The following is a 19,952-nucleotide window of genomic DNA, read 5'->3' on the forward strand; positions in this document are numbered from 1 at the left end:
CTCTCTTCGGGTTTTCGGTCTGTACTGAAATCAAGGTATTATTGGGAATCCCAGCTTAAATCATAGATACCGTAAGGAATTTTATTCTTTATTTAAAACTTTGCAACAGAACCGCTTGGTATACCAGCTGGATACCATTTTTCCATTAAATCGCCTCTTAGCGGTTCTACTTGGCCAGATTTCAAAATCACATCAAGTTTTACTGGCTTTAATTTTGAGAAAAATTCTGGTTTTAAGTTCAATAACTTGAAGCGGTAAATAGATGGTTTATACCTATCTATTCGTATATTTTGGTTTTGTAACCAATGGGGGAGAAATGTTAACAAATCTTCATTTAAAAAAAATACAAAACCTTTTGTGAAAAGTATCTTTACATCATCATCGGGTGTTCCGAGCATTTTCATGTATGGATACGCTTCGACAATTCCGTCATCGTCTGCGTTTGTGTTCAGATATACGTATAATAATTTTGCTGAATCTGACATCTTCATAAAACTTGCATTATTTAAGAATGATTTAGCCAGCATTCTTTTTTCTGCCATAAAAATCACACTTCTTCCTATTTGAATGTTAAAATATAGTCAAATAAAGTTTTCTTAGAACTTTATTCATTATCGAGTGTTTCCCTTCGTCTGCAAACTATCGGGAGCACTCTTTTTTTATACAAACTGCTATTCCTTTCCAAACTAGATTTGTTATTCATCTTCTTTCAAAACTTCCACCTCTCTTCATTCGAGCAAACATAAACTCATTAACTGCCTTTTTCGAATAAAACTTTCTTGCACCCAATTCCACAACGGGTAAACCTTCGTTTCTCACAGCATTTTTTAAAAAGTTTTCGCTCACATTTAAGTATTCTGCCATTTCTTTTTGATTGAGGTATTCCCTTGTCATACCCGCATTTTCTTGAGCCTTTTCAATTGCCTTTGTAGCAATTTGATAAAACTGCTTCAGAAACATTTCCTCCTGCTCTTCTGAGATCATTAATTTTATTGCTTCCACAAAAACCTCTCCTTTTTGATTGTTCTATAACTTCTCTACCTAAATAGTAATTTTTAGTAATGAGCAACAAAAAAATAATTACTAAAAATTACTAGTTTATAATATCTTATAGAAATTCTATTGTCAACATTTTTAATAAATTTTAGTAAATGATAGCAATATATGTTACAATAAATCAGAAAAAGGAGGCTTAGTTATGAAACCTAATCTATCGTTAACTAGTGAACGTATTAGAAAAATTATCGAATCCAAAGGTCTGACATTAGAACGATTCGGTGATTTAATTGGAGACACACCAATAAGTTCCGTTAATAATTGGCTTAGAGGTGTGTCTTTACCCAATAAAAATAGGCTTTTAACAATTGCAAATATTGGAAACACTAGTGCAGACTGGATTAAATGGGGAACTTTGGAAGAATACATAGCTTCATACCTTATAGATTCAGGGTATGAGCTATATATTAAGGACTTCCCAGAGATACCTCACAAAGTCTTTAATGATATTCAAGAAAGATATAGTGATACGTTTTCGCTAGATAAAGACTATGAGTTATTGAATCCTATAATAAAAAATATATTTTCAAAATATTACTCAAAAGATTTTGAAATTTATCTAAATGAGATACTTGCTAATGATATCAATCCTCTTATCGAAGAGTATGCTAGTCAAAAACACTCTATCTCTAAAGAGCTATTTTTCAAAAGAGCCAACAGTAGACTTCAAGATAAGATAAGAAATGGGGATTTCAAATACGGTGAAAAAGAAATACTGATTGATTCTTCAAAACAGCTATTAAACGAAATGGACTTAGCCTATCAAGATATTTCACAGTATTCATCTGTCGAGGATTTCTTTTATAAAATTACTAAAAACCAATTTGAAACAGAAAAATTTATTTCTGATCTTAGCAAAAAATACAATTTCCCATATGAGAAAAATAGTATAGTCGCAAAATTTCTAACTAATAATCACGATAAATTTAAAAGCAATTGATTCTTCAAATAACTTCTCTACCTGCAATCATGAAGTAAGGAGAGAATCAAATGGCCACATTTTTTAGTTATAAATTACAAAATGGCGAAAAATATTGGGGATTTGAAACTTATTTAGGAAAAGATCCCAAGACTGGAAAAGATATACGTACAAAGCGTAGAAGATTCAAATCAAAAGCTGAGGCACAAATAGCACTTAATAGACTACTTGTAGACTTTAAAGAAAAACAAGAGTTTAAAATCAATGTTACAACTTTTCAAGAGTTATATGAATTATGGATTGATAACTACAGAACGAGAGTAAAACCATCTTCCGTTGCCGTTGCTCAACGTTTTTGCAAGAACCATATATTACCTGCTTTTGGGGAATTACGATTGGATAAAATAAGTGTTAGTTATTGTCAAAAACAGGTTAATGAATGGCACAAAACATTAAAACAATATGGTTTCTTGAGAAAAACAACTGCTCAAATATTTAAATTTGGAGTAGCAATGGAAGTCTGTAAAGATAATCCTATGTCTAAAACATTGCTTCCAAGAAAAATTGAAGAAGAACAACCCTTGAAGTTTTATACGAAAGATCAATTACAACTATTTTTAAAGAATACTAAAGAAAATAATTCAGTTAAACTGTACACTTTTTTCCGTTTATTAGCTTATACAGGAATGCGTAAAAGCGAGGCATTGGCGCTTCAATGGGAAGATATAGACTATTTCAATAAAACAATAACAATTGGTAAAACTATCGCTCAAGACGAGTTTAATCAAGTAGTTCTACAAGTACCTAAAACTAAAAATTCATCAAGAACGATTCAGCTTGATGATTTTACACTTAAACAACTGCGTATTTGGCAACAAGAACAAATGAAAATAATGATCTTATATGGCTATAACACGAATTCACCAAAGCAGTTTCTTTTCACTACAAACACAAACAAGCTGTACTACCCCCAAGTAGTAAACGATTGGTTAGACTGGATTTACAAAAAGACACCGATGGAGCCTCAAATTACTCCACATGGATTTAGGCATACCCACTGTAGCTTATTGTTTGAAAGTGGTGCTTCGATAAAAGAAGTACAAGAACGATTAGGTCACAAAGATATTAAAACTACCATGAATATCTATGCTCATGTCACACCACAATCTATTAAGAAAACAGGTGACCGATTTGCAAAATTTATGGGCGAATAATTCCAAACGTAGCCAAAAACGTAGCCAACTATTAAAATGCAAATAAAAAAATGCTCGAAACGCTTTAATATCAACGTTTCGAGCAATGAAATAGTTATTATCCAACAGACCCTTCCATCTCATAACTTATCAATCGGTTTAGCTCGACGGCGTATTCCATTGGTAGTTCTTTGGTGAATGGTTCGACGAAGCCCATGACGATCATTTCGGTGGCTTCGCTTTCGGATAGGCCGCGGCTCATGAGGTAGTAGAGTTGTTCTTCTGAGATTTTTGAGACTTTTGCTTCGTGTTCTAATGATACTTGGCTGTTGTGGATTTCATTGAATGGAATGGTATCGGATTTCGATAGATCATCCATGATGATAGTGTCACATTCGATGTGAGAGATAGAGCCTGCGCTCTTCTTGCCGAAGGTGACTTGTCCACGATAGTTTACGGCGCCGCCGTCTTTTGAAATAGATTTCGAGACGATGGAGCTGGAAGTGTTTGGTGCGTTGTGGATCATTTTAGCACCTGTATCTTGGATTTGGTTCGCACCGGCAAATGCAATGGAGAGCATCGTACCGCGGGCGCCTTTGCCATCGAGATAGACACTTGGATATTTCATGGTTGTTTTGGCACCTAAGTTGCCGTCGATCCATTCGACTGTGGCACCTTCCAATGCTTTTGCTCGTTTGGTTACGAGGTTATAGACATTGTCGGACCAGTTTTGGATGGTTGTATAACGGCAGTAGGCATCTTTCAAGGTGAAAATTTCGACGATAGCTGCATGCAAACTATTACTGGAATAGGTTGGTGCGGTACAGCCTTCCACATAGTGGACGCTGGCACCTTCATCAACGATAATCAATGTTCGTTCGAACTGACCGGTGTTTTCGGCATTGATCCGGAAATAGGTTTGCAGCGGTACGTCAACGCGGACGCCTTTTGGTACATAGATAAAGGTTCCACCGGACCAAACAGCTGAGTTCAGTGCAGCCAATTTGTTATCGGTTGGCGGTACTAATTTTGAAAAGTATTGCTTGAAGATCTCTGGGTATTCTTTCAAGGCTGAATCGGTATCGGTAAAGATGATGCCTAACTTTTCAAACTCTTCTTTCATGTTATGGTAAACGACTTCTGATTCATACTGTGCCGAAGCCCCGGCTAAATAGGCACGTTCTGCTTCGGGAATTCCGATTCGTTCAAAGGTTTCTTTGATTTTTTCTGGTACATCATCCCAGTCTCGAGCTGGGCTGTCGCTAGGTTTTTGATAATATTTGATGGCATCGAAATCGATGTCGGACAGATCCGGTCCCCAGTTTTGCATGGGCATTTTGTTGAAGGCTTCTAATGACTTCAATCGGAATTCCAACATCCATTCTGGTTCTTGTTTGACCCGTGAGATTTCACGGACGATGTCTTCGGTCAAGCCTTCACCGGTACTAAATACGGGCTGCACGTCATCGTGGAAGCCAAATTTATATTCTTCTAATTCGGGTACACCCATGGTTCTCACTCCTTTGTTTTGCTGCAATCTACTCTACTTGATGCTCATCGGTTTCCGAGTGTCTGTGTTCCACATCTGATTGTTGGGTATCGTCGGCGATCGCTTTTTCCAATGCTTTCCATGCAAGGGTGGCACATTTGATCCGCGCGGGAAACTTAGCCACTCCTCCTAGCATTGAAGCATCACCTAGACGGTCACTGTCAGAAACAGTATGACCTTGGACCAATTCAGAAAATAAACCTGACAATTCTCCAGCTTCGGTCAATGTTTTGCCGATCACTGCATCTCCCATCATTGAAGCACTGGCAGTGCTGATAGAACAGCCTTCACCGGTAAATGCCACGTCTTTGATGGTCTCCCCTTCAACGGCGAGTTCTAAATGAATCACATCGCCACAAGTGGGATTATTCAATTCAACTTTATAGGTAGAATCTCCTAGTGTTCCGCGATGATGGGGGTGACTGGAATGATCTAATATGACTTGTCGGTATAAATTATCTAATTTCGTTAATGCCATGTTGGAAAAACTCCTTTGTTAACTTGATGGCGTCAACCAATCGATCGGCGTCCTCTCTTGTATTATACAGGTAAAAGCTGGCACGTGCAGTTGCCGGTACGTGCAAATAGTTTAAGAGGGGTTGTGCACAATGATGACCGGCACGGACAGCGACACCTTCCATGTCTAATGCAGTCGCTACATCATGGGGATGAATCCCGTCGATGTTAAAAGCGATGACACCTGTTCGTTTGGCTGCTTCTTGTGGACCATAAATCGTCAGTCCATCAATGGCTTGCAATTTTGGCAAAACATAAGCGACCAGTTCAGCCTCGTGTTGATGGATGGCCGCTAACCCAAGTTCACTCAAGTAATCTACCGCTGCCCCTAGCCCGATGGCGCCAGCTATGTTTGGAGTACCTGCTTCAAACTTCCATGGCAATTCTTTCCACGTGCTTTCTTGAAGATGAACGAAATCAATCATTTCGCCGCCAAATTCCACTGGCTCCATCTGATCTAACCAATAACGTTTGCCATATAAGACACCAATGCCGGTCGGGCCGCACATTTTATGACCAGAAAAAGCATAGAAGTCACAATCTAATGATTGGACATCAACTGACATATGGGGAACTGCTTGGGCGCCATCTACTAATATCACGGCTTGGTGTTGATGGGCTAGTTGCGTTAACTCAGCAATTGGATTGATCACACCAAGAACATTTGAGACATGAGCAATGGCAACCACCGCTGTTTTATCCGTGATCTGTTGACGTGCATCATCCATGTCAAGGATACCTTCTGGCGTCAATTGGATATATTTCAGAATCGCTTTCTTGCGTTTTGCCAGTTGTTGCCATGGGATGATATTGGAATGGTGCTCCATGTAAGAGATCACGATCTCATCACCTTCATTGACAAATTGATCCCCAAAACTGCGGGCTACCCAATTCAGGCTTGTCGTCGTACCACGAGTGAAAAACACTTCGGCGGTTTCTTTGGCCTGAATAAAATGGCGAACTTTTTCCCGCGCGGCTTCATAAGAATGGGTCGCCCGTTCCGCCAATGTATGAACGCCACGGTGAACGTTGGCATTGTCTTGATGATAATAGGCAGCGATCGTCTTCAAAACGGCTTCCGGCTTTTGGGTGGTGGCAGCATTATCAAGATAGACTAATGGCTCATCATTGACGACTTGATCCAAGATAGGAAACGCTTGTTTCACTTTTTGGGCATCGATCATGCAAGTAACTTCCCTTCAATAACAGCCACCAGTTCTTGTTGCACTTCTTTCACAGGAATGGCTGTTAAGACAGATCCCAGAAATCCGCGAATCACTAAGCGTTCTGCTTCTTCCTTGCGCAAGCCGCGACTCATCAAGTAGTACATTTCTTCTGGATCGACACGACCCACACTGGCAGCATGTCCTGCCGTAACTTCATGTTCGTCAATCAATAGAATCGGATTGGCATCGCCACGAGCTTGGTCAGACAACATTAAGACCCGACTTTCTTGTTGGGCATCGGCACCTTTGGCTCCTTTTAAAATATGTCCGATACCGTTGAAGGTCAAGACGCCGCGTTCTCTAATGACACCATGTTGCAAAATGTGGCCGATCGAATGTGGTGCTTTATTTGTCACTCGCGTATCGATCCCTTGTGTTTGCCGACCGGCACTGATAGCAACAGCTTTTACTTCAGAATGGGCGCCTTCGCCAACGAGGTCTGAATCAAAGTCAGCAATCACATCGCCGTCATTCATGACACCAATCGCCCAATCAACCATAGCGTCTCGTAAGACATAGCCTCGTCGATTCATATAGGTAGTGATATTGACCCCCAATTGATCAATAGCTGAGAATTTGACTTTAGCCCCTGCTTTGGCGATCACTTCTACAACAATATTTCCAGATAACTTTTTGGCTTGATCCCCTTTGGTTTGGAAACGTTCCAAGTAGCTGAATTCACTGTGCTCATCTGCTACGATCAAGACATGCTTGAAGAAATGCGCTTGGCTATTGCCATTATGATAGAAGATTGCTTCTAGTGGTTCTTCAATGATGACATTCTTGGGTACATATAAAAATAAACCACTATTCATAAATGCCGCATGGGCCGCAGTCATTTTGTCTTCATCCATTGGGACTGCTTTAGTCATATAGTATTGATTGACGAGTTCTGGTACTTCTCTCATTGCGGTAAACAAGTCCGTAAAAATGACACCTTGATCCACTAGATGTTGCGGTAATTGTTCAAAGACCGTTGTTTCATCAAACTGAACAACCGTTGGATGGCTATCCATTGCATCAAAGGATGGAACTGCCCCCAATCCTGCTGCCGCTGGATCAATCACGCCAGAGAATTCTTGTTCACCGACAAGTGCTGCTTCATTGATATTAAACAAAGGCCAGCGTTCATAACGGACCCGTTCAATTTTTGGAAACGGGAGTTCATCCACTTTTGCAAGGGCTGCTTGGCGGAGTTCCAACATCCATTCAGGTTCTTCTTTCAACGCTGAAAACACGTTGACTTGGTCAAGATAATCCTGTAATTTTGCCATTTGCCTTGCCTCCTTATGCTTCTTCTTCTTTGTAGTCGATCCCTAATTCTTTACTGATTCCAGCATAGCCTTCAGCTTCCAGGCGTTTCGCTAAATCAGCAGATCCCGTCATTACCACGCGACCTTCCATCATGATATGTACCACGTCAGGAGTGATATAATTCAACAACCGTTGATAGTGTGTAATGATGAGCGCGCCAAAGCCTTCCCCGCGCATTTCATTGACCCCTTTAGCGACGACTTTCAAGGCATCAATGTCTAATCCAGAGTCGATTTCATCTAAAATCGCAAATGTTGGTTCTAGCATCAATAATTGCAAGATTTCGTTCCGTTTCTTTTCCCCGCCAGAGAAACCTTCATTCAAATAGCGTTCTGCCATTTCTTCTGGCATGTTCAATAGATCCATTTTTTGATCTAATTTCTTTAGAAAATCCATGACAGAGATTTTGTCCTCTTCATCCCGTTTAGCGTTGATAGCAGCTCGCATGAATTCAGCATTTGTGATTCCTGGAATTTCACTAGGGTATTGCATCGCCAAGAACAAACCTAAACGTGCTCGCTCATCCACTTCCATTTCCAGCACATTTTCCCCATCGAACAAGATTTCTCCTTCAGTGACTTCATAATTCGGGTTTCCCATAATTGCTGCAGATAAGGTAGATTTTCCTGTCCCATTAGGTCCCATGATGGCATGGATCTCACCGGTTTTTAAAACAAGATCAACACCTTTTAAGATCTTTTTATCTTCAATTTGGACATGCAGGTTTTTGATTTCTAAAACTGACATTCTGTTCCCTCCAGTATCTTTTCTTTCTCACTATTTTAGACTAATTGAGAATGAAGTTCAAACGCAATTGCCTACTTTTTTAAAATTCTTCTAATCTAGCCCCTAGAGATACATTGGAATCATTACAAACTGCTGTGAGGATCCCCTTTGAAAGAAACTAAAAAAAGACACCCTCAGCCCCGACGAAAGCATGTGCTTTTGTCTTTAGGAACAGAGGGTATCCTACTTGAAAACTCTAAGCTTGCACGAGCAAAATGATGCAATCAAAAAGAAGCATCAACATTTGCAAGCGGATGATAGAGTTGATTCATTAATTCTGTGTCGCTTTTACGTCCACGATTGGATAGTAGGATCACGCTGGTTTTGTTGTCTTTAGAAAACAACCCAAACGATTCGAATCCTCCTTTACCACCATGAGCCCGAAAATAAGTCCCTTTGTCATAAAAACCTGCGGCATAGGACCCGCCAGCGGCTGGTTGCCACATTTGCTTCAGTGAAGCTTTATCCAGCAGTTTCCCATTCAATAATAAATCATAATAGCGATACAAGTCGCCAACTGACATATAGAGATTTCCAGTTCCTACCTCAGCTGCCAAGTTGGCTGAGGAAATATTGTTAGGGTTCCCGTAAGGATCTGCTTCGCCATCCGTTTTGTAATTGACCGTAGGATGATCCTGCTGTAAAAAGGCTTTATACAAGAAAGATTGTTTCAACCCATTCTTATTGATAAAAAAATCCGTTAACAACGCATCATAACTTTTTCCTGATACTTTTGTCAAAATACCTGCCAGTAAATTGTAGTTGATGGGACTATATTTGAATGTTCCTTGGGTTCCGGATAAGACAGCATGGGTGGCATCCCAGTCGAGGATCTGTTGCACGTCTTCCAGCCCTTGCGGATTTTCTGAAAGTTTGAGTCCGGAAGCCATCTGCAGCATTTGCTGAATCGTAATCTTGGCAGCGCCTGGAATATACGGATAAAAGCGCGCTAATGTATCCGTCAAGGATAGTTTCCCTTCCTTAATTGCCCGCATGATCAAGACCGCCGTCAATCCTTTTTGCATCGAGCCAATATTGAATAATGTTGCCGGGGTGTTTTTGACATCAGCTGCTTTGTCAGCATATCCGTACCCTTTGTGCAGCAGGACTTTCCCGTTTTTTACAACCAATGCACTTCCAATAAAACCACTGGAAAGAATTTTCTGATCGTAGCTGGCTCCTTCGGCTGTGACGACTTCTTGGTCACTAATGAGATTGTCATAGTTCCCCGCATCCAACAAGTCCTGTTTCTTGTTTGCGGGTTGCTCCTTTTTGGAGGAGGAGCTGCTGGCAGTACTGGAATGTGCGACTTGCTCACTGTAATGATCAGAAGCAGCCGTTGGTTCCGTTGGCAAAAACAAGTAGTAGATGCCAATGAGACCACAAATGATTACCAGGATATCAATCCCAAGCAATAGTTTTTGAACGTTTCTTTTTGAGCGTCTTTTTGAGCGTCTTTTTGCATGTCTTTTCGTATGTCTACTCATTGAATGAAGCCTCCAGCATTCCTATTCTCCAACAGTCCTCCTTTTTCATTTCCCCTGAATATCTTTTGGTGCCTCTTGCTGCCAATTTTTGGAGAGAAAATAATGGTTGATTTCATACAACGGTTTTTCTTTGACCTTGGAATCCAAGAATGGCTGAATGTATTCATCTGCTGCCAACCAGCCACGCCAGCCTAAGTGAATCGTATCTTCCATGAAATAGGGTTGATTGCCCTTCGTTGATAAATCAGCGATATTCATGAAGCCCTGGCTTCTTAACTGGTAGCGGATCTTTTTGTCAAAACCGGACAACACCTCTTGCGGCAAGCCGGTATAATCCATCCACTTCTGATTGATGGGCGGAATCACAAATAAGACATCCACATTGTTGCGAGCAAATTCTGTCAGTACTAGTTGAAAGTCGCTATATTCTGGTCCAAAACGATAATCCCATTTCTTTTGAGAGCCTTTCATTTTATCTATGCGGCTTTGCAGATTATGTTGGTAAAAAGAATTCTTGATCCCTAAAGAATTATTAGTCGTTTCTGCTTTTCCTTCATTATCGGCTACTTGTTCTATTTGAGCGAGATTATAGGTAGAAGGTAATTTCTTTGCAGCAGCAGTGATTTTGTCAGTCAAGTTGTGCCCCAACCCAAGACCACTAAAAAGCTCATCTTCCCGTTTCAAAATAGATCGTTGCAGATCAATCTGTTTTTTCTGCCAATCAGTCGGTATCTTACCGGATTTCACTTCATTCAAGACTTGTTCCGTCAAGCTATTTTCTTTCACTTTCGAATAGTCTAAGAGACGTTCGGCATAGTATTGATCGGTGTCAGAGACTTTCTTTAACGAAGAGAGCCAATCGTACACATGCTGTTCGGAATAATGATGGTTGAAATAGTCTCCTTTCAACCCTTTAGGAACGAACCATTGAGGGGAAACGATGAAGACTGCTTTTTTCCCTGCTAATTCTTTCGCCATTGATTGAATGATGGCGTACTGGGTCAGCGACTGGGTGCCAGGTGCACCAATCAAAAATGGCGTATAAGAACGTTGATATTTCTGCGACAATACGGAAGGATGGGTGGCACTCACACGGTTTAATTCGGATGAGCCAAAAAATGGGACATATTTTCCTGTTGCTATTGCCTCATTTTTGATACGATCCCCGCGAAACACCACATCATTCATTGCCGTCGCCGCTTGAGCGATGACTTTCGGATCGTAGCTATTGATCTTCCAAGGGCCAAGGAAGAGTACCCCGACAAGAATCCCCACACAAAGAAGCGGTCCAAAAGCCGTGAGTAGTCGTTTTTTCATCATCGGCTTTGCAGCGTGTCGACTTTCTCAATGATTTTTGCTGGTGTATTCCACTCTGCCCGGTCAAATTCCGATACGGGAAATTCAATTCCTAACTGCCCTTCTAGTTCAACCAGCAATTGAACAGATCCTAATGAATCTAATAATCCTTCACCAAAAAGATCGATTGTTTCGTTTTCTTTTACTTCATCACTTCCTGTAACTGATTCTAAAATGTCTAATACTGCTTCTTTGGTTGTCATATTCTTTTCTCCTTTTATTTAACGAATAATTTGTCCAAGATTCCTGAGAAAATCAGAAAACTAAAGCAAACTGCTTGGAAGGTCAATACAGTGGACACCGCTTTGGTTAGGTTGTTCGATGGCAGATTTCCTTGTTTTTTCTTCCAACGGATCCACGCATCATTTCCGCAAATCAATGTCGCATGATATACCCCGTATAAAATGTAATACCAGGTAAGTCCATGCCAAATGCCCATTAACAAAAAGAGGGCAAAATAGCCGACATTGGATGCGACGATACGGCTTTTGAAAACTTTCTTCTTGATCAGTGTGAACATTAAACGCATGTACACATAGTCTCGGAACCAAAAAGACAGACTCATGTGCCAACGATTCCAGAATTCTTTGATATTAGGCGCCAGAAAAGGTTTATTGAAGTTAGCTGGTGTATCATAACCCATGAAGTTGCTGACACCAATCGCAAACAAACTATAGCCAGCAAAATCAAAGAACAGATACATACTATAAACATACATATAACTCAGCATTCCCCAAGAGAACAAGCCATTTTGCAGGGCTTCTTTGGTTACGATCGGCAGTAATACTTGACCGAGATAATAACCAAGAATGAACTTATACAGGAGCCCTAGCATGATTTTGGCGACTCCTTTGTTTAAATAATCGAGATACACTTCTTTTGTCGGCGGATTCAGCAGATCCTTCTCAAAGCGGCGATATCGATCGATCGGACCCGAAGAAATCGTTGGAAAGTATAGTAGAAACTGGATATAACGCCAAGGATGGTATTCTTTGATCAGTCCATCCCGTATCTCCATGATCATTTGCACTGATTTAAAGGTCAGATAAGAGATACCCAAGAAATAAATCAATGAGGCATGTCCAACAAAGAAAGGGGTGACTTTGCTCAATGCCAATGGTAAAATCGCTGCTACCACTGCACCATAAAAGACGCCTGAAGTATTTGCTCGTTGGCGATGCTGATAATAGCCATAGACGAGTAATGTCTGATACACGACGTATCCGATCAGCGCTAGCCCCTGTTGCCAATATTCACCACCAAAACTTACGTACAATACCACTAGTGTGAGTAACGTTTGATACCATTGCCAACGCTTTTGTTTGAACAGCAGCACAAGCATCATCGGAAGCAATCCTACCATTAGCCAAATGAAATAGGTGGGATTTGCATAAGGAATCATATGCTGCAGGTTCATGAAGGATTCACCTCATTTGTCAGCCATTTGCGGTCGATTTTGCCATTTGCCGTATGAGGCAACTGCTCAACATAGATAAATCGCTGCGGAATCATATACTCCATCACTGTTTCACTCAGTGAAGATTTGATGGCTTTTGTCAGTTGGAACTCTTTCTCGAAGGGGTGCGTTTCGGGAACGACATAAGCAATCAGCTGTTCCACTTTCTTTTCTTGATATTTAGGGACTACGACGGCTTGTTTGACCCACGAACTATTGCTTAAATGATGGTCGATCTCTTCTAATTCCATTCGATACCCATGGAACTTCACTTGAAAATCAAGACGCCCTTCATAATGCAACAAACCATCTTCCGTCATTCTGCCACTATCGCCGGTTCGATACGCTGGTTGCCCTTCATGGACAAAAAATGCCTCTTTTGTTTTCTCGGGATTGTTCAGATACCCTTTTGACACGCTAGGACCACTAATGATGATCTCACCTACTTGCCCTTTAGGAACTAGTTGATCTTCTTCCATAAAAAAAACCGTCGAATCTTCTTTCACATACCCAATTGGCACTCGATCATATTGCTCCAGTAATTCTTCAGTGATTTGCACTCCGGATACGGCAACAGTCGCTTCAGTAGGTCCATAGGTATTGTAGATTTTTGCATTTGGAAAACGTTCCAGCAGTGCGTGAGCGGTTTTTTTTGGTAGTTCTTCCCCACAGAATAAGAAACGTTCCAACTGAGGAACGTGCATCCCGTCAAAGGTCTCTTCCATCAAACATAGTTTCATAAATGAAGGTGTCGAGATCCAAACATTGATAGCCAATTGCGGCAAGGTTCCAAACAATGTTTTGAAGTCATTAATGACCGCCTTTTTTAAAGGCACCAAACAGCCGCCAGAAGTCAATGCTGGATATAACCCCATGACAGAGAGATCAAAGGAATACGGTGCCTGTGCCAAATAATGCATCCCTTCGCGTAAAGAAAAATCCTTCAATGTCCATTGCACGAAACTCAATAAATTTCCATGACTAATCTGAACTCCTTTAGGGATGCCGGTCGTTCCTGATGTGAAGATGATGTAGTAAATATCATCCTTCCCTAGTACTTTTGTAGTGCCTAAATTGCGCCCACTTTGATAGATTTCTTCCAATTGATTTATTTCTAGCATTGGAATCATTGTTTCCGGACCTTGCCAGTCAGCTACGCTAATGATCAAATCTGGCGTAACCACAGAGAGGATCAATTCAATACGCTCTTTTGGCGTGGTACTTTCAATCGGAATATATGCCCGACCTGTTTTGGAAGCTGCCAAAAAGGCTGTTAGCATGTCAAATTCTAACTCGCCATAAACCACGATCGGTCCGCGAGTTTCCAGAGTTTCCTCGAGATAGGCAGCTAATTGGTCGGATCGAGCTGCTAATTGTCCATAAGTATATGTTAGGTCATCTTCTCGGTAGGCAATCCTCTCTGGATCCTTTTGTGCCCATTCTTCAATGGCTTGCACAATATTTACCACGTTCATGAACATTCCTCCTAAAATTCATTATAGATAAAGGTGCCACCTTGCACGTTTTTATAATGATAAAGATAAATCAGCATCAAAATGATACAGAAATAAAAAAGGGTTTTGCCTGCAAAGAAGAGTGCTTGACGCACATGTTCATTTTTGATTCGTTGTTTCACCAAATCCCTCCTTTTCTTGCTATATTGATTCTAGAATGAAGGAGTAAATAATTGACCTTGAAATGTTAAACAATTTATAAACTGGCGATAAACTTTTTATTTCATTTATTAGTTTTTTTTTAATCTGCTTACATTTTTGTAATACAAAATGGCTTTCACGAACAAAATTGTCATCTCTTCATAAAAAAAGCAAGAATCTCTTTAAACAGCACCTATGCTGAAAAAAGATTCTTGCTGCTATATTTTTAGGCAGCAACTAACCACTTTGCTGCAATGTTACGCCTTAAAGCGATACCCTGCTCCCCAGACGGTTTGAATATATTGTGGATTGGTGGGATCTTCCTCGACTTTTTCTCTTAAACGATTGATATGGACGGCGACGGTTCGGATGTTGCCTAGTGCTTCCATCCCCCAGATTTTTTCATAGAGTTGTTCTTTGCTGAAGACGATCTCTGGATTTTCCATCAAAAAGAGCAATAACTCATACTCTCGATGTTTGCAGTCAACTTCGATTCCATCCACGTAAACCCGATGCGTTTGTGAATTGATTCGGATACCGCCTAATTCGATTTCACTAGATACAGTTTCTGTCTGTTGTCCGCGCTTGATCCGATTGTATTGTGCAATGTTCGCTTTGACCCGAGCGACAAGTTCGGTTGGCGAAAAAGGTTTCGAAATATAATCATCCGCACCTATACCTAAACCTCGCAGCTTTTCTAATTCTTCTGACTTGGCCGTGACCATAATGATTGGAATATCGACTTTATCGCGAATGTTTCGACAAATCTCATGTCCATCCATTCCTGGCAGCATCACATCCAATAGGATCAATTGGTATTTCTCCGTCAATGCTTCATGATAGCCCACACAACCGTCGTTAACGATATGGACTTCATACCCTTCCATTTCTAAAAAATCTTTTTCGATCATTGAAATATCTTCATCGTCTTCAATAATTAATACTCGTACACTCAACTTCGATCACTTCCTTTTTGATTTAACTGGGAGGGTGATAACGATCGCTAATCCCCCTGCTGGATGGTTGTACGCTTGAATCGTTCCATTGAATCCTTCAATGATTTTCTTCGAAATCGCTAAGCCTAAGCCATTGCCTTTGCTCGGGTTGGTTCTTGAGCGGTCATCGCGATAGAAAAGTTCAAACAAGTCTTCCAAATTCTCTTCCGAAACACCGCTGCCGTTATCAATGATCGACAAGATAAACTGTTCCTCAACTACTTCATAAGAGACGACCACTTGTTTATCGTTGCGATCCACATACTTGCGGGCATTTTCAAATAGATTTGTTAAGACTGTACGAAACTGAACTGGATCCACTTCTAGCGAAACGTTTTGATCCGTCGGTTCCAATAGAATCGTCAATCCATTCAATTCGTATTCCTGCTGGATAAAGCCGATGTATTCATCGATCAGTTTTTTACTAGTAGTTGTCACTAGATTGAAAGGAAATTCACCGGTATCCAACTTAGAAAACAAGAAAAGCTGTGCAATCACTTGGTCCAAATCATCGATCTTCTGTTTTACAATCGTAAAATATTTGGTCCGCATGGCAGGTGTATTAGCGATCCCCTTCTCTAATCCTTCGACATAGGCTTTGATCGAAGTCAGTGGGGTTCGCAGATCATGGGAAATACCCGCGATCAATTCTCGACGATTGGTTTCCAGTTTGTTTTGATTATCCATCATTTCTTTCAGCTGACGTGCCATACCGTTGAAGTCTTTTGAGACCGGTAAAAATTCATCTTGCTTCGTATACTGGATTTGATATTGCAGATCTCCTTCTCTGATTTTATAGAAACCTACAGTCAATAATTCCAAAGGATCGGTAATACTTCTTGTGAGATATCGCGTCAGAACACGGCTAGTAATAAAAATAATCGACAAAATCAAAATCACGACTAACACGATGATCCGAGACAACATCGCTTTGTAATCGCGATCCCATAATGGATCTTGATAATACAAATCATTGTAATAATTTGAATTGATCAAGATAATCTTGTAGTTGCTGGTATCAAATGTCGTAAGAAAGGTTTGATCTTTTAAGTAACTATGTTCTCCCTCTTCTTTAAGAGCAGTTTCTTTCATTTTTTGATCTGTTACTTCCCCTACAGACGAAATTAGCTTGTCGCCGCGATAAACCAGCAATGCAATATTTTTGCTATGATTGGTCTTTTTGAAATGTTGCATGTCGGCGACTACTTCTGCATCTGTCGTCTTCTCCGTATCCCATTTGATCACCAGACTTTCAACCGTCGCATACTGGGCACGAAATTCGGTATTCTTGATCATGGCTCCTTCATCTAGCCCCCAGAAATAACGCCAGACCATTAAAAAAGCAATCACTGAAGCTAATAAGCTCAATAAAACTGGGACAATAATCATCAATATATGCGATATAAATAAACGCTGCTTGATAGTCATTCTTTTCCTCTTCTCTTTGATAGCGATGATTCAACATAGTTATGCAGCCATCATTTAAAGTGTTCTCTTTGAAAAAATTGGGATCGCCTGTTTTCACGACGTGATCCGCCTCTTATTGAAAGGAGGTGCTGTCTATTTTTTTCGATTTTAGCCCATACTTGTAGGTACTTCAACCGATGCCTTCAGTCAGTTGTGAAAGAGTGAATTCTTTCTTCCTTGCACACGCAATGATCCGATTTCTTACCTTTTTAAATAAAGAAAATAAAATTTGATTATCAGAATAATAAAAACTGAGCCAATACTATAGTAACAGGAAATAGTAAACAAAAAGTAAACTATTGCTAAAAAGTAAATTAAATACGAAAAGTACAGCCCGGCTTCTCCCCCTAACGCAAGACTAGCTGCTAATTGCGGCAACTGTATTTGTTCTTTGAGACAGCTTTCGTTATACTAAAAAAAATGGAAGAAAGGACATACACTATGACAGTCAGAATTGAAGAAGTGTCCCAGTCTACTTGGCGTACAATTGCTGCCTTAAAAGTATCAGAATCCCAACATACTTTTATTGAAGACAACACCACCTCCTTGCTGGAAGCTGCATATGATACTTCTTTGCATTGGGTCCCGCTTGCTTTGTACAAAGAAGAAACCATTGTCGGCTTTGCAATGGTCGGTGCCTATAACGAACAAGAACAAAGTATTTGGTTGGATCGCTTGATGATCGATCAGCATTGGCAAAAATTAGGCTTAGGCAAGAAATTTATGCCGTTGCTCCTAGACTATCTTTTCTGCCATTGGACAGTGGAAAAAATCTATTTAAGTGCCCACAAAGAGAACAAAACGATCTTTTCGTTTTATACCGCTTTTGGCTTTAGGCATACCCACCACATAGATCCAGAAAATGGTGAACTGATTATGGTATACAAGAAAACGACTGCGACAGAACCTTTCTAAAGGTTCTTCGCAGTCTTTTTGCTTGTTTCAATGAAAATGCGATAGTCGGGTTTCACCTGACACTTGGACTAATTTGAATCTGTCTCTATTCTATTCGATCAGTCACTAAAGGAATATCGATTCTATTACTTTTGATTTCGTCAGGGATCCTATCTGAATCATTGCAATTTAGTAAAGGAGTTAAGCGATCGTCTATCCTTTTTTCAATTGCTGCAAAAGCTGGATGATTCCACAGCAGCAAAAATGGTTTCAAAGAATTGATAGCAAATTTTAGCGGGTTCGGATTTATCTTGCTTTTCAAATCTAAAAATAAGAAATGGTACCCATTAGTCGCAGCTCCTAATCTTCTTATCTCTAAATAAAGATATTCCAAGTCTGCTCTTCTTATGTGAAATAGTTCCTGTTCCTGCTTTTTCATAAACAAACAATGGTTTTCCCCCAACTTGATTATGTCAATCGTATCTTCTCCAATGATACATTTGCAATTAGGCGTTCCAGCTGAACATTTGACAAACCCTTGAGGATATTCCTTGGCGTCAATTTCAATCAGTGCTGCTACCCGCTTTCCATCGAGTAACATTTTTTGGATGTCATTTGAAAATGTACTATAAAACCATGATTGATTACTCGTTTGCTTGTCCATTTACCCAGCTCCTCCCTGGCATACTTGTTCAAAAACGTTTGTCTATAAAAGGCGCCATTCTATCATTAAGAGTAGTCTACTATTAAGAATAGTCTACTTCTTACTTCTCAAACATACAATAACATTTTTTATTTTGAATATATTTTTTTAGCTTACTTATTTTGAGCAATGGGCTTCGCCCAAAGTTTCTTGCACCATCACTCGTCTTATTCTCACAAATTCCACATCATGGATTCTTCTCAAACTCCTATTCAATGAATATACAAAAGAAGCACAGAAGTAACTTTCTGTGCTTCTTTTGGCTTGTTTTGATTCCTCACTTTGCACGTTCTTTCGTGACGTTTGATTCGTCAATCATCAGCTTTTACTGACTGGAATCCATAGCTCGCTTTTGCAGTCGGGTTTAGACAAATCAGGACTTTCATGCCACAAAAGTTCGGGTCCTCCAGTTAATTGATAATCAGACATTGCCAGCCATTCGCTGTAAATACGCGCCCAAGTTTCTTGAACTGCTTCTGGAAATGGTCCTACTACTGTAAAGACTGCCCAATCAGATTCTTCCACTTGTAACACATCATAAGGTTCTGATGCTTTTTGGGTAGTTGCTACACCGACATACTGATCAAGCGCTGTTCCTTCCACTTCTCGTTCGACAAAATTTGCCGACACACTGATAATTCCTCGCGGCTGGATATTTGCCAGATTTTTGAGTTCCATAATGCGCTCTGGCGTCAGCTTTTCATACAGTGATGTCATTTGCGGATTCTCTCCCTGATACTGCAGCGTGATTCTTTTTTTGAAACCGACGATTTGAAAAGGTTCATTGTGCACGATCCGATAGTCCATTTTGTTACCTCCTTTGATTGTCAGCTGGAAAGTCATTGGTGGAAATGCTTTTAGAATAACATCCAGCTGTTTTGCTTGTGAGGGAGAAATGCCATGCATCCCACGAAAGGCTTTACTAAAAGCATCCGACGAATCATAGCCAAGTAACGTTGCAGTGTCGATTACTTTCGCTCCTTGTTTCAACAAGTCTCCTGCCAAAACCAATTTCCTGCATCGCAAATATTCGCTTAAAGACATACCCGCCAAATAGGAAAATACCCGCCGAAAATGATATTCCGAACAACCAGCTAATTTAGCCATGTGTGTAAAATCAATTTCTTCTAACAAGTTTTCTTCTAGATAGGCCATTGCCTGATTCATATTCTCTAAAGGATTCATTCGTCTTCTCTCCCATCTCCTACACAATAACAAAGTTCAAAGAACGTCACCCGGTATTATCGTTGCATGTTTTATCGGTTTTAGTCAAAAGTATTTTTTGATGCCCCAAGTATAGCATAGAACAAGAAATTCCTTTAAATGCATGAACGTTCTCTATGTTTTAAAAAGTGTATTTGTAAATAGATCTATTTTTTT

At 40.2% G+C, this 19,952-nt stretch carries 19 protein-coding genes and 1 pseudogene; 3 read left to right on the forward strand and 17 right to left on the reverse strand.

The window, feature by feature from the left end:
* Positions 1 to 113: 113 nt before the first annotated feature.
* Both DVW06_RS09870 and DVW06_RS09875 read right to left on the reverse strand, forming a co-directional pair.
* Positions 114 to 542 (reverse strand): annotated as a pseudogene (locus tag DVW06_RS09870) (DNA replication protein DnaD); the annotation flags it as partial.
* A gap of 157 nt (positions 543 to 699) precedes the next feature.
* Positions 700 to 1,002, reverse strand: coding sequence for a helix-turn-helix domain-containing protein (locus DVW06_RS09875; protein ID WP_002299877.1), 303 nt, complete (start codon positions 1,000 to 1,002; stop codon positions 700 to 702).
* 196 nt (positions 1,003 to 1,198) lie between these two features.
* Between DVW06_RS09875 and DVW06_RS09880 the strand changes: the two genes are divergently transcribed.
* Positions 1,199 to 1,996, forward strand: a complete 798-nt coding sequence (locus DVW06_RS09880; protein WP_002295173.1) for a helix-turn-helix domain-containing protein — start codon at positions 1,199 to 1,201, stop codon at positions 1,994 to 1,996.
* Between the two features lie 50 nt (positions 1,997 to 2,046).
* Entirely contained in the window at positions 2,047 to 3,189 is a 1,143-nt protein-coding gene (locus DVW06_RS09885) for a tyrosine-type recombinase/integrase (RefSeq protein WP_002295169.1), read from the forward strand.
* A 97-nt stretch (positions 3,190 to 3,286) separates the two neighbouring features.
* Here DVW06_RS09885 and sufB read toward each other — a convergent pair whose 3' ends face one another.
* From sufB to DVW06_RS09950, 13 genes are all read right to left on the reverse strand, one after another.
* Positions 3,287 to 4,678: a Fe-S cluster assembly protein SufB gene (gene sufB / locus DVW06_RS09890; protein ID WP_005470231.1), complete on the reverse strand. Its 1,392-nt coding sequence runs from the start codon at positions 4,676 to 4,678 to the stop codon at positions 3,287 to 3,289.
* 28 nt (positions 4,679 to 4,706) lie between these two features.
* Positions 4,707 to 5,195: a Fe-S cluster assembly sulfur transfer protein SufU gene (gene sufU / locus DVW06_RS09895; RefSeq protein ID WP_003128306.1), complete on the reverse strand. Its 489-nt coding sequence runs from the start codon at positions 5,193 to 5,195 to the stop codon at positions 4,707 to 4,709.
* Positions 5,173 to 6,417, reverse strand: a complete 1,245-nt coding sequence (locus DVW06_RS09900) for a cysteine desulfurase (RefSeq protein ID WP_137264603.1) — start codon at positions 6,415 to 6,417, stop codon at positions 5,173 to 5,175. Before DVW06_RS09900 ends, sufU begins: the two co-directional genes overlap by 23 nt.
* Entirely contained in the window at positions 6,414 to 7,733 is a 1,320-nt protein-coding gene (sufD, locus tag DVW06_RS09905) for a Fe-S cluster assembly protein SufD (protein ID WP_003128304.1), read from the reverse strand. The genes DVW06_RS09900 and sufD overlap by 4 nt, the downstream gene beginning before the upstream one ends.
* A gap of 13 nt (positions 7,734 to 7,746) precedes the next feature.
* Positions 7,747 to 8,520, reverse strand: coding sequence for a Fe-S cluster assembly ATPase SufC (gene sufC, locus DVW06_RS09910; RefSeq protein WP_003128303.1), 774 nt, complete (start codon positions 8,518 to 8,520; stop codon positions 7,747 to 7,749).
* Positions 8,521 to 8,783: 263 nt separating this feature from the next.
* The gene (locus DVW06_RS09915; RefSeq protein WP_029486352.1) at positions 8,784 to 10,046 is read right to left on the reverse strand and encodes a serine hydrolase domain-containing protein; all 1,263 of its coding nucleotides are present in this window, start codon (positions 10,044 to 10,046) and stop codon (positions 8,784 to 8,786) included.
* Positions 10,047 to 10,091: 45 nt separating this feature from the next.
* Entirely contained in the window at positions 10,092 to 11,366 is a 1,275-nt protein-coding gene (gene dltD / locus DVW06_RS09920; protein ID WP_137264604.1) for a D-alanyl-lipoteichoic acid biosynthesis protein DltD, read from the reverse strand.
* The gene (gene dltC / locus DVW06_RS09925) at positions 11,363 to 11,605 is read right to left on the reverse strand and encodes a D-alanine--poly(phosphoribitol) ligase subunit DltC (protein ID WP_003128300.1); all 243 of its coding nucleotides are present in this window, start codon (positions 11,603 to 11,605) and stop codon (positions 11,363 to 11,365) included. Before dltC ends, dltD begins: the two co-directional genes overlap by 4 nt.
* A gap of 14 nt (positions 11,606 to 11,619) precedes the next feature.
* Positions 11,620 to 12,819, reverse strand: a complete 1,200-nt coding sequence (gene dltB / locus DVW06_RS09930) for a D-alanyl-lipoteichoic acid biosynthesis protein DltB (protein ID WP_003128298.1) — start codon at positions 12,817 to 12,819, stop codon at positions 11,620 to 11,622.
* Positions 12,816 to 14,333 carry a D-alanine--poly(phosphoribitol) ligase subunit DltA gene (dltA, locus tag DVW06_RS09935; protein ID WP_003128296.1) on the reverse strand — a complete coding sequence of 506 codons (1,518 nt, stop codon included), beginning with the start codon at positions 14,331 to 14,333 and terminating at the stop codon, positions 12,816 to 12,818. Before dltA ends, dltB begins: the two co-directional genes overlap by 4 nt.
* Before the next feature lie 11 nt (positions 14,334 to 14,344).
* Positions 14,345 to 14,482: a teichoic acid D-Ala incorporation-associated protein DltX gene (locus DVW06_RS09940; RefSeq protein ID WP_029486349.1), complete on the reverse strand. Its 138-nt coding sequence runs from the start codon at positions 14,480 to 14,482 to the stop codon at positions 14,345 to 14,347.
* A gap of 288 nt (positions 14,483 to 14,770) precedes the next feature.
* On the reverse strand, positions 14,771 to 15,469 hold the full coding sequence (locus DVW06_RS09945) for a response regulator transcription factor (RefSeq protein WP_003128294.1): 699 nt from the start codon (positions 15,467 to 15,469) through the stop codon (positions 14,771 to 14,773).
* Positions 15,470 to 15,475: 6 nt separating this feature from the next.
* On the reverse strand, positions 15,476 to 16,936 hold the full coding sequence (locus DVW06_RS09950; RefSeq protein ID WP_137264605.1) for a HAMP domain-containing sensor histidine kinase: 1,461 nt from the start codon (positions 16,934 to 16,936) through the stop codon (positions 15,476 to 15,478).
* 480 nt (positions 16,937 to 17,416) lie between these two features.
* Here DVW06_RS09950 and DVW06_RS09955 point away from each other — a divergent pair, with 480 nt between their 5' ends.
* On the forward strand, positions 17,417 to 17,890 hold the full coding sequence (locus DVW06_RS09955) for a GNAT family N-acetyltransferase (RefSeq protein WP_029486348.1): 474 nt from the start codon (positions 17,417 to 17,419) through the stop codon (positions 17,888 to 17,890).
* A gap of 85 nt (positions 17,891 to 17,975) precedes the next feature.
* On the opposite strand, the gene DVW06_RS09960 is transcribed toward DVW06_RS09955, so the two are convergent.
* Positions 17,976 to 18,533 carry a hypothetical protein gene (locus DVW06_RS09960; protein ID WP_003128291.1) on the reverse strand — a complete coding sequence of 186 codons (558 nt, stop codon included), beginning with the start codon at positions 18,531 to 18,533 and terminating at the stop codon, positions 17,976 to 17,978.
* A 357-nt stretch (positions 18,534 to 18,890) separates the two neighbouring features.
* Positions 18,891 to 19,757, reverse strand: a complete 867-nt coding sequence (locus tag DVW06_RS09965; protein WP_005470224.1) for an AraC family transcriptional regulator — start codon at positions 19,755 to 19,757, stop codon at positions 18,891 to 18,893.
* Between the last annotated feature and the right edge of the window lie 195 nt (positions 19,758 to 19,952).

The sequence above is a fragment of the Enterococcus sp. ARL09-542 genome (assembly GCF_005234805.1).
GTDB lineage: Bacteria > Bacillota > Bacilli > Lactobacillales > Enterococcaceae > Enterococcus_D > Enterococcus_D gallinarum.

Bases quoted from the DNA above. Each gene is read 5' to 3' on its own strand.
- DVW06_RS09880 (WP_002295173.1), top strand. From the start codon at position 1,199: ATGAAACCTAATCTATCGTTAACTAGTGAACGTATTAGAAAAATTATC.
- DVW06_RS09885 (WP_002295169.1), top strand. From the start codon at position 2,047: ATGGCCACATTTTTTAGTTATAAATTACAAAATGGCGAAAAATATTGG.
- sufB (WP_005470231.1), bottom strand. From the start codon at position 4,678: ATGGGTGTACCCGAATTAGAAGAATATAAATTTGGCTTCCACGATGAC.
- sufU (WP_003128306.1), bottom strand. From the start codon at position 5,195: ATGGCATTAACGAAATTAGATAATTTATACCGACAAGTCATATTAGAT.
- DVW06_RS09900 (WP_137264603.1), bottom strand. From the start codon at position 6,417: ATGATCGATGCCCAAAAAGTGAAACAAGCGTTTCCTATCTTGGATCAA.
- sufD (WP_003128304.1), bottom strand. From the start codon at position 7,733: ATGGCAAAATTACAGGATTATCTTGACCAAGTCAACGTGTTTTCAGCG.
- sufC (WP_003128303.1), bottom strand. From the start codon at position 8,520: ATGTCAGTTTTAGAAATCAAAAACCTGCATGTCCAAATTGAAGATAAA.
- DVW06_RS09915 (WP_029486352.1), bottom strand. From the start codon at position 10,046: ATGAGTAGACATACGAAAAGACATGCAAAAAGACGCTCAAAAAGACGC.
- dltD (WP_137264604.1), bottom strand. From the start codon at position 11,366: ATGATGAAAAAACGACTACTCACGGCTTTTGGACCGCTTCTTTGTGTG.
- dltC (WP_003128300.1), bottom strand. From the start codon at position 11,605: ATGACAACCAAAGAAGCAGTATTAGACATTTTAGAATCAGTTACAGGA.
- dltB (WP_003128298.1), bottom strand. From the start codon at position 12,819: ATGAACCTGCAGCATATGATTCCTTATGCAAATCCCACCTATTTCATT.
- dltA (WP_003128296.1), bottom strand. From the start codon at position 14,333: ATGAACGTGGTAAATATTGTGCAAGCCATTGAAGAATGGGCACAAAAG.
- DVW06_RS09950 (WP_137264605.1), bottom strand. From the start codon at position 16,936: ATGACTATCAAGCAGCGTTTATTTATATCGCATATATTGATGATTATT.
- DVW06_RS09955 (WP_029486348.1), top strand. From the start codon at position 17,417: ATGACAGTCAGAATTGAAGAAGTGTCCCAGTCTACTTGGCGTACAATT.
- DVW06_RS09960 (WP_003128291.1), bottom strand. From the start codon at position 18,533: ATGGACAAGCAAACGAGTAATCAATCATGGTTTTATAGTACATTTTCA.
- DVW06_RS09965 (WP_005470224.1), bottom strand. From the start codon at position 19,757: ATGAATCCTTTAGAGAATATGAATCAGGCAATGGCCTATCTAGAAGAA.